We start from the raw sequence: 12,174 nt of genomic DNA on the forward strand, positions 1-12,174 counted from the left end.
TTCGAAAGGACTGCTCTCCAACATGGATACACCGTTGGGCTCCGTGCTCTACATCACCCTCGGGTGCGCTAAGAACGAGGTTGACACCGACCGCATGCGTTCTCTTTTGACCGCCGCGGGCTACGAGGAGGCATTCGACCCGCAGGATGCCGATATCGCCATCGTCAATACATGCTCGTTCCTCGCCTCCGCAACGTCCGAGAGCATCGAGACCACGCTCGAGCTCGCCAACGAGGTTCAGGACGGCGTTCGTTCTTGCCCCATCGTCATGTGCGGCTGTGTGCCGTCGCGCTATGGCGACGATCTGCCCGATGAGCTGCCCGAGGTCGCTGCCTTTGTGAAGGCCGACGAGGAGGATGGCATCGTGGCGGTCATCGATGGCGTGCTGGGCGTCGAGCGCGAGATTGCCGTCTATATTCCGCAGGTCAAGCGCACCGTCGAGGGCGCTGTCGCCTACGTCAAGATCTCCGATGGCTGCAACCGCTTCTGTAGCTTCTGCATGATCCCGTATATTCGCGGTCGCTATCATTCGCGCAATGCCGAGAGCATTATCTCCGAGGTGCGCGACCTGGTTGCCGGCGGTGTGCGCGAGATCGTGCTGATCGGCCAGGACACGGGTATTTGGGGCACCGACTTTGCTGACGAGGATGTCGCCGAGGGCTCGCCGCGCAATCTGGCGCAGCTGCTGCGTGCCGTCGCCGAGGCCGTGCGTCCGCACAACGTCTGGGTCCGTGTGCTCTACCTGCAGCCCGAGGGCATGACTGACGAGCTCATTGAGACCATTCGTGATACGCCCGAGGTGCTGCCCTATATCGATATCCCCGTGCAGCACTGCGACGCGCGCATCCTCAAGGCTATGCGCCGTTCTGGTTCGCGCCAGGAGCTCGAGGACCTGTTCCGCGATCTGCGTGAGCGCATCCCCGGCATCGTGATCCGTTCCACGGCCATGGTCGGCTTCCCGACCGAGACCGACGACGAGTTCCGCGACCTTATCGACTTTATGGACACCGTCGGCTTCGACTACACGAGCGTCTTTGCCTACTCGCAGGAGGAGGGCAGCCTGGCCGCCAAGATGGAGGGCCAGGTCGACGAAGAGGTCAAGCTCGAGCGCGCCCAGGAGGCCATGGACCTGGCCGAGTCGCTCGGTTTTGCTGCAACTGCCGCACATGTGGGCGAGCGCGCCCAGGTGATTGTCGACGGTATCGAAGAGACCGAAGACGGCGCCGAGCTGATCGGACATGCCTGGTTCCAGGCGCCTGATTCCGATGGCGCGGTGCATCTGGATGCCAGCGAGGCATCTGTGGGCGATATTCTGACGGTCGAGTTTACCGATAGCTTCTGCTATGAGCTTATCGGCCATGTTGTGGAGTAGGAGAGCGTCGTGGCAAACGAGAGCAATAAGGAACTGACGAGTGTTTGGACGCCCGCCAACATCGTGACGTGCGTTCGCATCGTCTTTATCCCGGTGTTCATGATCGTGTCGGCGCTTTCTCACACGAGTGTTGCCGGTACAGATTGGAGCACCTTCGACGGCCCGCTCGCCGCCGCTGCCTTCATTCTGTACGTCATCCTGTCGTGCACCGATAAGGTTGACGGCTACCTGGCGCGCTCGCGCAACGAGATTACCGACTTCGGTAAATTCTTGGACCCCATCGCCGACAAGCTGCTCGTATTCTCGGCCCTGCTGCTATTCTTGGACTTTGGTGCCGTGTCGGTTTGGTCCGTGTTCATCATCTTGTTCCGCGAGCTGCTGGTAAGCGCCCTGCGCATGGTCGCTAGTGCCGCCGGCGTTGTCGTTGCGGCCGATAAGCTCGGCAAGTACAAGACGGCGACCACGATGGTCTCCATCTGCGGTTACCTGTGCGTCTTTGCGATGGCCGGCTTGCACCTTGGCCCGCTGGCGCTGACGCTCGGCATCTACTCGGTGTCGCGTTTCCTGTACGCCGTTGCCGTTGTCCTGACCGTTATCTCGGGCGCCCAGTACTTCTGGAACTGCCGCAAGATCGTCTTTTCGGTCTAGGTCCTAGTGGGTATGACGGACTCTTTTGAGCAGATTTCCGCACATAACGAGGGGCTGGCGCGCGATATTGTCGAGCGCGCGAGCGCTCGGGGCGTGACGGTTTCGACGGCTGAGTCGCTGACAGCAGGTATGATCTCCTCGACGATTGCCGATATCCCGGGCGCCTCGGCGGTGCTGCGTGGCGGTGCGGTGACCTACTGCGATGAGATCAAGCATCGCGTTTTGGGTGTTGATCAGGAGACGCTCGACCGCTATACCGCGGTGTCGCATCAGACCGCGCGCGAGATGGCGGCGGGTTCGCTGGAGCTGTACCAGAGCGATATTGCAGTGAGCGCAACGGGTTATGCCGGCCCCGGCGGTGGCACTGAGGACGATCCGGCTGGCACTTTCTATATTGGCTGGGCGTATCGCGCGGCTGATGGGGAAGTGCCGGTCGTGGACTCTGTGCGCTGCCACTATGAGGGCGACCGTTCGTGTGTTCGTGCCCATGCGGTCGCGGAGGCATTGGGACGCATTGCCCTTGTGCTCAACTCTATGGAATAGACGTGTTTTAAGGGGCCTTAGGGCCCCTTAATTGTGGAGATAGGGACCTCTGACAAATTCAGCGTTTTTGCTGGTCATAGGTTTATTTTCGCCTTCCTTGCTTATATTTGGCCCTATGTGGTCAAGCATTTGGTCAGTATTTGGTCGGCGTTTGGTTGGGTTTTGGAAAGACTGCCTGCATATGATTTATCTGAACGGTTGACCACGAACAGCCGTTCGTTTATTATCGATGCAGGTTGTTAAGAGGAGGGCTTTTCATGGCCAAGAATTCAGGTCCCGTACGTACCGTTCATGCTCGCACGACGGGTAAAGAGCGCGATGAGATGATCGCCACCACCAAGGCCGAGATCGAGAAGAAGTTCGGTCAAGGCTCCATCATGAGGTACGGCGACGGTGGCCCCGAGCTCGAGGTCGAGGCCATCCCTACGGGCGCTCTGGCACTCGATGCCGCTCTGGGTATCGGCGGTGTGCCGCGCGGCCGCATCGTCGAGATTTACGGTCCTGAGTCCTCCGGTAAGACGACGCTTTCGCTTGAGATCCTGGCCGAGGCCCAGGCAATGGGTGGCGTGGTGGCATTTATCGATGCCGAGCACGCGCTCGATCCCACGTATGCCGCGCGCATTGGCGTGGATATCGACGAGGTACTGATTTCCCAGCCTGATACGGGTGAGCAGGCGCTCGAGATTGTTGACATGCTCGTGCGTTCCGGCGCCATCGATGCCATCGTCGTCGACTCCGTCGCCGCGCTGACCCCGCGTGCCGAGATCGAGGGAGAGATCGGCGATACCACGGTCGGTTTGCAAGCTCGCCTGATGAGTCAGGCGCTCCGCAAGCTCGCCGGCTCGCTGTCCAAGTCCAACACGACATGCATCTTCATTAACCAGCTGCGAGAGAAGATCGGCGTCATGTTCGGCAACCCCGAGACCACGACGGGCGGCCGCGCCCTTAAGTTCTTCTCTTCGGTGCGTATCGACATTCGCCGCATCGACAGCATTAAGCTTAAGGATGAGGTTATCGGTAACCGCGTGCGCGCCAAGGTCGTTAAGAACAAGGTGGCAGCTCCGTTCCGTTCTGCTGAGTTCGACATCATGTACGGTACGGGCATCTCTAAGGAGGGCTCGATTCTGGACATGGCTGTCGAGTGCGGCATCTGCAAGAAGATGGGCTCCTGGTTTGCCTATGGCGAGGACAAGCTCGGCAACGGTCGCGAGGCCGCCAAGGCGTTCCTGCGCGAACACCCTGATTGCGCCGACGAGATTGAGCATAAGGTCCGCCTTGCCTGCGGGCTTGAGTTTGACGACGATGCTCCATCCGAGGTCGAGCTGACCGATCAGCCTGCGCCTGAGGAGTTTGACGAGCTTTACGCCATCGATGGTTCCGCCATGCTCGATGATGACGACGAGTAGCGGTTACGCTCATGTCGTATACGGTGACCGAGGCCACGGTCGTCTTTCCCGATAAGAAGGCGGCCTCCTCGTTCTCGAACGGGTATGCGTCCAAAAAGCCTTGCGCACATATCGATTGTGAGCTTGAGGGCGGTTTTGAGCGGTCCATTTGGATTCCCGTGCGGGTCGCGCGCCTGTATGTCAAAAACCGCCCCGATCTTCCCTGTGATTGGGACAACTTTCGTGAGGCGGTGCAGCTCGTCGAGCGTAAATGTGCACTTACCATGGTGACCGAGATGTTATCGCGCCGCGACCATGCGACGGGCGAGGTCCGTGACAAGCTGGCTCGCTACGGCTTTCACCAGACCGCGATCGATTTCGCCGTCGAGCGCGCCACCGAGTATCGCTTTTTAGACGAGAACCGCTTTTGCTCGTACTTTATCGAGGAGCGCAAGCGGCGCGGTTGGGGACAGCGCAAAATCGAGACCGAGCTCAAGCGCCGTCATGTCGTGCTCGATGACATTCCCGGTTATCCCGAGGATTATTTTGCCGTCGAAGACGATTTGGCGCGTGCGTCAGCCCTGCTCGCCAAGCGGCGTGTCCCAGAGACGCGCGGATTCGAAAAACTGGTTCGGTTTTTGATGGGCAAGGGCTTCTCGTATCATATCGCCGCCGATGCCGTTAAGGCACGTCTCGATGCCGAACGTGAGGAATGTGCGGTTTAGGCGTATGCGTTTTGTGGCCCTGCCGTTCACCGCGTTTTAGCCGCCGTGCTGGGGCCATTTATTTGACAGTTGTTGTGGTTCAACGTACGATAAACAATGTCATTTGCTTTGTGATATGTGCTCATCTGTAATGAGTTTGTTTATATGTTTATCTGTATCCGACCCGCATAAGCTGCGCCCATATTACTCAAATGTCGCGAGCCGTTCGTAAGGACGGTTCGCTTTGTTGTGTAACGAATCCATAAAAAGGAGTGAGCATGCCTATCATCGCAGCGCTCGTTGGCATCATTTTGGGTGCCATCGCCGCCATTGCCTACATGCGCACCGCCAAGCAGGGTAGTCTTCACGAGGCCGACGAAAAAATCCAGTCGGCACACGCACAGGCTGAGTCCCTGATCGGTGATGCTAAGCGTCAGGCCGAGACCCTCAAAAAAGAGGCTCTGCTCGAGGCTAAAGAGGAGATCATCAAGAACAAGCAGGCCGCTGAGGCCGAGGACAAGCAGCGTAAGAACGAGATTCGTACGCTCGAGAACCGCGTGATGCAGCGCGAGGAATCCCTCGATCGCCGCAACGACGCTCTCGACAAGCGCGAGCATCAGCTGTCCAGCCAGGCCGGTCAGGTCGAGAAGCGCTCCCGTGAGCTCGAGGAGCTCTGCGCAAAGCAGACCTCCGAGCTCGAGCGTATCGCCGACCTTACCCGCGAGGACGCCCACAAGGAGCTCCTCGATAAGGTTCGCGGCGAGGTCACCCACGAGGCCGCCACGATCATTCGCGAGTCCGAGCAGCAGGTTCGCGCCGAGTGCCACAAGACCGCCCAGGAGATTCTGTCTCTGGCGATTCAGCGCTGCGCTGCCGATCACACTGCCGAGGTCACCGTTACCTCCGTGCACATTCCCTCTGATGACCTCAAGGGCCGTATCATCGGTCGCGAGGGTCGCAACATCCGGACCTTCGAGCAGGTTTCCGGCGTCAACCTCGTGATCGACGACACGCCCGAGACCGTCGTTCTTTCGAGCTTCGACCCGGTCCGTCGTGAGACCGCCCGTGTCGCCCTCGAGAACCTCATCGCCGACGGCCGCATTCACCCTGCCCGTATCGAGGAGATGTATCACAAGGCTGCCGACCTGGTTCAGCAGCGCGTGCGCGAGGCTGGCGAGCAGGCTGCCTTCGATACCGGCATCCACGATCTGCACCCCGAGATCGTCAAGACCCTTGGTGCCCTGCGCTACCGTACCTCGTTTGGTCAGAACGTGCTTCAGCATTCCCTCGAGGTCTCTGATCTGTGCGGCGTGATGGCTTCCGAGCTTGGCCTGGACGTTGTGACCGCCAAGCGCGCCGGCCTGCTTCATGACCTGGGCAAGGCAATCGACCACGACGTCGAGGGCCCGCATGCCGTCATCGGCGCCGAGCTTGCCCGCCGTTATGGCGAGAAGCCCGTTATCGTCCACGCTATTGAGGCTCACCATGCCGATGTCGACCCCAACACGGTGCTCGATGTCCTGGTGCAGGCCGCCGATGCTGTCTCTGCCTCTCGCCCCGGTGCCCGTCGCGAGTCTGCCGAGAACTACATCAAGCGTCTTGAGAAGCTCGAGGAGATCGCCAACTCCCATGACGGCGTCGAACGTACCTATGCCATGCAGGCCGGTCGCGAGGTCCACGTCATGGTCCAGCCGGACAAGATCTCCGATGCCCAGTCCACGGTCCTGGCTCACGATATCGCCCATCAGATCGAGGAAGAGATGGAGTATCCCGGTCAGGTGCGCGTCGTCGTGATTCGCGAGAGCCGCGCTGTCGATATCGCTAAATAACATGAGCGACGCGAACGAGCTCATCTCATTTATCGCGTCGATGTCGGGGGAGGGCAACCTTCGCGTCGAGGAGAACCTTGGCGAGGGGTATGTCCGCCTCCGCGTTTCGGAGGCCGAGCGGCGCCAGGCTAAGCACGACATTCAGCATGTCGAGGACATCGTCATCGAAATGCTCCGTAATGCTCGCGATGCCGGCGCCGACAAGGTCTATCTCGCCACGACCAAGGAAGATGGCGTCCGCACGCTTGTCTTTCTGGATAACGGTTCTGGCGTTCCGCAGGATATGCAAGAGCGAATCTTTGATGCCCGCGTTACCTCCAAGCTCGAGAGCATGAAGATGGACCGTTGGGGCGTTCACGGTCGTGGCATGGCATTGTTTTCGATCAAGCAGAACACCGACGAGGCCCGTGTGGTCACGTCCGGCGTCGATCTTGGTTCAGCCTTCAAGGTGAGCGTTGCGGCCGACCGCCTCAGTGAGCGTGCCGATCAGTCCAGCTGGCCCCAGGCCGTCAAGGATGAGGACGGACGTTATGTCTGCGCTCGCGGTCCACATAATATTATTCGCGCTGCTTGTGAGTTTGCGCTCGAGGAGTTGCGTGGTTGCGATGTCTATCTCGGTTCTCCGTCTGAGATTGCCGCGACCCTTTATGCTCAAGCGTCAAGTCGGCTCGATACGTCTCGTCTCCTGTTCATTGATGACGAGAGCGAGCTTCCGGTTGTCGATCGTTTAGGCCTTGCTTCTGATGCCGAGGACTTTATCCGTATTTGTTCGGGTTTGGGTCTTGAGATGTCCGAGCGCACGGCCCATCGCATTTTGGCAGGGCAGATTAAGCCCGTTCGCGGTGTGACCGCGCGTCTGCTGCGCGAGCGTGATTCGTCCTCGCATGCGCCGGCTCCTGTCGATCTCGCGAAGGATCGTCGCGGGCTACGTATTGCCAAGGATGACATGGCACAGTTTTCGCGCGCTGTGGAACGCGACTTTAATGACCTTGCCACCCGGTACTATCTCAACCTTTGCGGCGACCCAAAGATCCGTGTTTCGCGTGATCGAATCACCGTGACCTTTGATCTTGCCAAAGAGGAATAGTGCCTTTACCGAGTCCACTCGGTACGATACAGTTATTGCAGTTAAAACGTACTTTTAAATGCAGGAGTTTCTTCATGGATTGCCTGAAGGTATCAAGCAAATCATCGCCCGCGTCCGTTGCCGGCGCCATCGCCGGCATGGTCAAGGATGGTGTACCCGTCAACATCCAGTGTGTCGGCGCCGGTGCCGTCAACCAGGCTATTAAGGCCGTTGCTATCGCGCGCGGTTTTTTGATTCCAACCGGTTTTGATATTTCCTGCGCGCCCGTGTTCTCCGACATCCTCATTAACGGGGAGTCGCGCACGGCCATCCGCCTTTCTATCTACGTTCACCAGATCAATCGAGCTGCTATGGATAACGTCGTCATGGATGATGTTAAGCCTGTGGCATAGCTTCTGCTTGCCTTGTTTCGCTCCCCATCGTTAGGACTTATGCACATGGACCAGCGTTCCGTACGCGATATTCTTGCCGGTAAAACCTACTTTATCCGCACCTTTGGCTGCCAGATGAATCAGCACGACTCCGAGCGTGTGAGCGGTCTGCTTGATTCGTATGGCTGCCTCATGGCGTTCGATCCCGCGCATGCCGATATCGTTGTCTTCATGACGTGCTGCGTGCGCGAGGCCGCCGATACTCGCCTGTACGGTCAGTGCAATTCCTGCAAAAGCCTGCCGCCTTCGCCTTCGGGCAAGCGCGTGGTTGCCGTTGGCGGTTGCATCGCGCAGCGCGATGGCGAGGGCCTGCTCACCAACGTCGATAACGTCAATGTCATCTTTGGCACGCATTCCATTGCACATGTGGCCGAGCTCATTGCCGAGGCGTTCCTTGATGGTAAGCGTCATATCCGCACCAATGAGCATGAGGATACGGACGCCATGAGCATGCCGTGGCATCGCGAGACCCAGTATCACGCCTGGGTGCCCATCATGACAGGCTGCAATAATTTCTGCACCTATTGCATCGTGCCGTACGTACGCGGTCGCGAAAAGAGCCGCCCCTTCGAGGAGATTGTCGACGAGGTGACCGGTCTGGTGCGCCAGGGCGTGCGTGAGATTACGCTGCTGGGCCAAAACGTTAACTCATATGGTCGCGATCTGTTTGGCAAGCCGCGTTTTGCCGATTTGCTGCGTGCCGTGGGCGATACGGGCGTGGAGCGCATCTTCTTTACGTCTTCGCATCCTAAGGACCTGCTGCCCGAGACCATCGACGCCATGGCCGAGACACCTGCCGTAATGCCGCAACTGCACCTGGCCGTCCAGTCAGGTTCGACGCGGATCCTCAAAGAGATGAATCGCCGTTATACACGCGAGGACTATCTGGGCCTGGTCGATCGCATTCGCAACCGCATGCCCGATATCGCGCTCTCGACCGACATTATCGTTGGCTTCCCGGGCGAGACTGAAGAAGACTTTGAGCAGACGCTCTCACTTGCCGAGACGGTCCGCTATGCTCAGGCCTATACCTTCATCTATTCCAAGCGCGCCGGTACCCCGGCCGCCGAGATTGACGATCCTACGCCGCATGAGGTTATTCTCGAGCGTTTCAATCGCCTGGTTAAGGTTATCGAGACCACGGCACACGAGTATAACCAGGGTGAGCTTCATACTGTGGTTCCCGCGCTCATTGAGGGAACGAGTAAAAAGAACGATGCGGTCCTGCTGGGCAAGAGTCCCAAGAATCAGACCGTGCATGCGCCTATCCCCGAGGGTTACAGCATCGATCAGCTTGTTGGCAAGATCGTTGATGTTAACGTTGACGTTGCCAAGACCTGGTATTTGTCCGGTTCCGTTGTGGGCGAGCCGCGCTAATGGTTTCTCCCGGGGCAGGCCTTTCCGCCGTTGCGATCGTCGGTCCGACAGCGGTTGGTAAGAGTGATGTTGCCGACCGTTTGGCAGCTCGTCTTTCGTCCGAAGTGCTGTCGTGCGATGCGATGCAAATCTATCGCGGCATGGACATCGGTACCGCAAAGATGGCGCCCGATGAGTGTACGGCGCCGCTGCGTCTCGTCGACATTGTAGAGCCGGGTGTAGCATATTCTGCTGCGCTTTATCAGGCTGACGCTCGCGCGCATGTTGAACGTCTCCTTGGTTCGGGTTGCCTGCCGGTTTTTTGCGGAGGTACGGGGCTGTATCTCAAGGCTGCCCTTGATGAGATGGACTTTCCCTCGGGTGAACTTGAGGACGATCGCCGTGCGGGCTATCAGGAGCTTGCCGAGCGTATTGGCGAGGAAGAACTGCATGCCCTGCTTGCCGAGCGCGATCCAGAATCGGCTGCTGTTATTCATCCCCATAACGTGCGCCGTGTGATTCGTGCGCTCGAGATGCATGATGATGGTATCTCCTATGCACAACAAAAAAGTCAGTTTAGTGTTCCGCGCGAGCATTATCATGCCCTATGGTTTGGTCTGACGCGTAATCGCGAGGTGCTCTACGAGCGCATTAATCTGCGCGTCGATCTGATGTTTGAGCAGGGTCTTGTCGATGAGGTCCGCGGTCTTATGGCCCAGGGTCTGGGAGATGCCCTGACGTCGATGCAGGCAATTGGCTATAAAGAGATCATTGATGCTTTCAATGGCGTGATGAGCATGGATGAGGCCCGCGAACTCATTAAGATGCGTTCGCGTCGTTATGCCAAGCGTCAGCTTTCGTGGTTTAAGCGCGATGACCGTATCGTGTGGTTTGATATGGATGAATGTACGATCGATGAGGTCGTTGAGGATATCCTGCATCGTATTGAGGCTGCCTAATGGCCCGTTTCCCCCTTGTTCCCACGGCACCCGAGCCCGAGCGTGCCATTTTAGTTGGTGTTGAGTGGCGCGACAATGCATGGCCGCTCGATCGCTCGCTTGATGAGCTGGAGCGTCTTGCTCACACAGCTGGTGCCCGGTGCGTGGCACGCTTGTCGCAGCGTTTGGTAAAGCCGTATCCTAAATCGTTTATCGGTTCCGGTAAGGTTGAAGAGCTGTGCGGCCTGGTGCATCGCATGGATGCCGATGTCGTTATTTTTGACGACGACCTGACCCCCTCGCAGCAATCCTATTTGGAGAAAGCCGTGGGCGAGCCGGTAAAGATTATCGATCGTACAGCACTGATCCTGGATATCTTTGGCCTGCATGCTCAGACGCGTGAGGGACGCCTGCAGGTACAGCTGGCACAGCTTCAATATTTGTTGCCTCGCCTGCGTGGCATGTGGAGCCATCTCGCCAAGGAGCAGACGCGCGGCGGCATCGGCTCACGTTTTGGTCAGGGCGAAAGTCAGCTCGAGGTCGACCGTCGCCTCATTCGTAATAAGATCACTGCGCTTCGTCGTGAGCTCAAGCAGGTTGAACAGCGTCGCGATGTCCAATCCAAGAGTCGCATTGAGTCACCGGCGTTTCGCGTCGCGTTAGCCGGTTATACCAATGCCGGTAAATCGACGTTACTCAATCGTCTGACCGGCTCTACGGTACTTTCGCAGGACAAGCTGTTTGCTACGCTCGACCCGACGACGCGTTCGTATCGTCTGCCCGGCGGTCGCGGCATGACGATTACCGATACCGTCGGCTTTATTCAAAAGCTGCCCCATGGTCTGGTCGATGCCTTTAAATCGACGCTGTCCGAGGTTTTGGGTGCCGATCTAATTCTCAAAGTCGTAGATGCGTCTGACGAGGACTATGAGCGGCAGCTGGAGGCTGTCGACCGCGTGCTTGATGAGATCGGCGCCGGAGAGCGTTTAACGCTGACCGTATTCAATAAAATCGATCTTCTCGATAGCGTCGATCGATTGAGTTTCCGTCGTCGCTATCCGGAGGCCGTTCTGTTCTCGGCCCAAACGGGCGAGGGCCTCGACGATCTCGTCGACCGGATTGCTCGCGAGGCAGCTGCCACCGATGTGTTGCTCTCCGCTGATATCCCGTATCGTGAGGGCGCTCTCATCACGCTGGTGCATGAGCAGGGAACCCTTCTGCATGAGGAATATCTCGAGGACGGCGTTCGCATTGTGGCGAAGTTGCCGGCTCGTATTGCACCGCGGCTCGAGCGTTATCGCACCGAGTAGACGAGCTCCAAAATGCCCAGAATGATGGGCTGATGCAGCAGATAAAAGGGGAGAGCGTGACGTCCAAGGCTGGCGAGCGCCGGCAGGGGGTTGGCGTAGGCCCAGCTAGGGACGGTCTTATCGATTCCCTGCGCTATGTGTGCGGCGAAGTATCCTGCAAGATACATAAAGATAAACGGGATGATGGGGTAGTAATCACCTGAGATAAACCCAGGGCTCGGAAATCCCAGCCACGCTAGGTAGGGGACAGGGTAGATCGTTTTGGGGATGCTCCAGGTGATTGCGAACAACATAAGGCATAGGGGCATGCCCCATCTCGCCGCTATCTTCTTAAGGACGGGATCGGTCAACGCTACGATGCCGGTGCATGCGGCCATGCAGTAGATGATGCCAAAATTAACCGAATCGTCGACTGAGACAAGTGTTGTTGCCAACCAGACAACGAGTGCTGCTAAGGCGTATTTGGCGGCACGTTTGATATTGTTGCGCGAAAGGGTGCACATCCAACCGGCGATAAACAAAAATAGGCTCTTCGGTGGTTTCTGTGGGAGAGATTCCGGCATAGGCCCAG

12 protein-coding genes are annotated in these 12,174 nt (G+C 58.1%); 11 read left to right on the forward strand and 1 reads right to left on the reverse strand.

The annotated features are described in order from the left end of the window. Window positions 1-22 precede the first annotated feature (22 nt). From rimO to hflX, 11 genes are all read left to right on the forward strand, one after another. Window positions 23-1,372: a 30S ribosomal protein S12 methylthiotransferase RimO gene (gene rimO, locus DW037_RS03195; RefSeq protein WP_117583196.1), complete on the forward strand. Its 1,350-nt coding sequence runs from the start codon at window positions 23-25 to the stop codon at window positions 1,370-1,372. A gap of 99 nt (window positions 1,373-1,471) precedes the next feature. Beyond that, entirely contained in the window at window positions 1,472-2,020 is a 549-nt protein-coding gene (gene pgsA, locus DW037_RS03200; RefSeq protein WP_229071689.1) for a CDP-diacylglycerol--glycerol-3-phosphate 3-phosphatidyltransferase, read from the forward strand. Window positions 2,021-2,032: 12 nt separating this feature from the next. Continuing rightward, the gene (locus DW037_RS03205; protein WP_117583194.1) at window positions 2,033-2,563 is read left to right on the forward strand and encodes a CinA family protein; all 531 of its coding nucleotides are present in this window, start codon (window positions 2,033-2,035) and stop codon (window positions 2,561-2,563) included. Between the two features lie 257 nt (window positions 2,564-2,820). Beyond that, window positions 2,821-3,969, forward strand: a complete 1,149-nt coding sequence (recA, locus tag DW037_RS03210) for a recombinase RecA (RefSeq protein WP_022094695.1) — start codon at window positions 2,821-2,823, stop codon at window positions 3,967-3,969. A gap of 11 nt (window positions 3,970-3,980) precedes the next feature. Beyond that, window positions 3,981-4,673 carry a regulatory protein RecX gene (locus tag DW037_RS03215; RefSeq protein WP_117583193.1) on the forward strand — a complete coding sequence of 231 codons (693 nt, stop codon included), beginning with the start codon at window positions 3,981-3,983 and terminating at the stop codon, window positions 4,671-4,673. A 257-nt stretch (window positions 4,674-4,930) separates the two neighbouring features. Then, window positions 4,931-6,481, forward strand: coding sequence for a ribonuclease Y (gene rny, locus DW037_RS03220; protein WP_117629182.1), 1,551 nt, complete (start codon window positions 4,931-4,933; stop codon window positions 6,479-6,481). Between the two features lies 1 nt (window position 6,482). Beyond that, window positions 6,483-7,568, forward strand: coding sequence for an ATP-binding protein (locus DW037_RS03225; RefSeq protein WP_117583191.1), 1,086 nt, complete (start codon window positions 6,483-6,485; stop codon window positions 7,566-7,568). Between the two features lie 74 nt (window positions 7,569-7,642). Then, window positions 7,643-7,960, forward strand: a complete 318-nt coding sequence (locus DW037_RS03230; protein ID WP_006235982.1) for a stage V sporulation protein S — start codon at window positions 7,643-7,645, stop codon at window positions 7,958-7,960. Window positions 7,961-8,005: 45 nt separating this feature from the next. Next, the gene (miaB, locus tag DW037_RS03235) at window positions 8,006-9,376 is read left to right on the forward strand and encodes a tRNA (N6-isopentenyl adenosine(37)-C2)-methylthiotransferase MiaB (protein ID WP_117583190.1); all 1,371 of its coding nucleotides are present in this window, start codon (window positions 8,006-8,008) and stop codon (window positions 9,374-9,376) included. Further along, complete coding sequence (gene miaA, locus DW037_RS03240) at window positions 9,376-10,314, forward strand: tRNA (adenosine(37)-N6)-dimethylallyltransferase MiaA (protein WP_117583189.1); 939 nt, start codon at window positions 9,376-9,378, stop codon at window positions 10,312-10,314. Before miaB ends, miaA begins: the two co-directional genes overlap by 1 nt. Beyond that, window positions 10,314-11,603 (forward strand): GTPase HflX, encoded by a 1,290-nt coding sequence (gene hflX, locus DW037_RS03245; protein WP_117583188.1) that lies wholly within the window; start codon window positions 10,314-10,316, stop codon window positions 11,601-11,603. Before miaA ends, hflX begins: the two co-directional genes overlap by 1 nt. On the opposite strand, the gene DW037_RS03250 is transcribed toward hflX, so the two are convergent. Continuing rightward, a partial coding sequence (locus DW037_RS03250) for a heparan-alpha-glucosaminide N-acetyltransferase (protein WP_147352005.1) occupies window positions 11,588-12,174 on the reverse strand: 587 nt, incomplete at its 5' end. The two genes, hflX and DW037_RS03250, sit on opposite strands and share 16 nt — an antisense overlap.

It is taken from the genome of Collinsella sp. AF39-11AT (genome assembly GCF_003474585.1).
Classification (GTDB): domain Bacteria; phylum Actinomycetota; class Coriobacteriia; order Coriobacteriales; family Coriobacteriaceae; genus Collinsella.

Excerpts from the sequence above, each read along its gene's own strand:
- rimO (WP_117583196.1), top strand. The coding sequence starts at position 23 with ATGGATACACCGTTGGGCTCCGTGCTCTACATCACCCTCGGGTGCGCT.
- pgsA (WP_229071689.1), top strand. The coding sequence starts at position 1,472 with ATGATCGTGTCGGCGCTTTCTCACACGAGTGTTGCCGGTACAGATTGG.
- DW037_RS03205 (WP_117583194.1), top strand. The coding sequence starts at position 2,033 with ATGACGGACTCTTTTGAGCAGATTTCCGCACATAACGAGGGGCTGGCG.
- recA (WP_022094695.1), top strand. The coding sequence starts at position 2,821 with ATGGCCAAGAATTCAGGTCCCGTACGTACCGTTCATGCTCGCACGACG.
- DW037_RS03215 (WP_117583193.1), top strand. The coding sequence starts at position 3,981 with ATGTCGTATACGGTGACCGAGGCCACGGTCGTCTTTCCCGATAAGAAG.
- rny (WP_117629182.1), top strand. The coding sequence starts at position 4,931 with ATGCCTATCATCGCAGCGCTCGTTGGCATCATTTTGGGTGCCATCGCC.
- DW037_RS03225 (WP_117583191.1), top strand. The coding sequence starts at position 6,483 with ATGAGCGACGCGAACGAGCTCATCTCATTTATCGCGTCGATGTCGGGG.
- DW037_RS03230 (WP_006235982.1), top strand. The coding sequence starts at position 7,643 with ATGGATTGCCTGAAGGTATCAAGCAAATCATCGCCCGCGTCCGTTGCC.
- miaB (WP_117583190.1), top strand. The coding sequence starts at position 8,006 with ATGGACCAGCGTTCCGTACGCGATATTCTTGCCGGTAAAACCTACTTT.
- miaA (WP_117583189.1), top strand. The coding sequence starts at position 9,376 with ATGGTTTCTCCCGGGGCAGGCCTTTCCGCCGTTGCGATCGTCGGTCCG.
- hflX (WP_117583188.1), top strand. The coding sequence starts at position 10,314 with ATGGCCCGTTTCCCCCTTGTTCCCACGGCACCCGAGCCCGAGCGTGCC.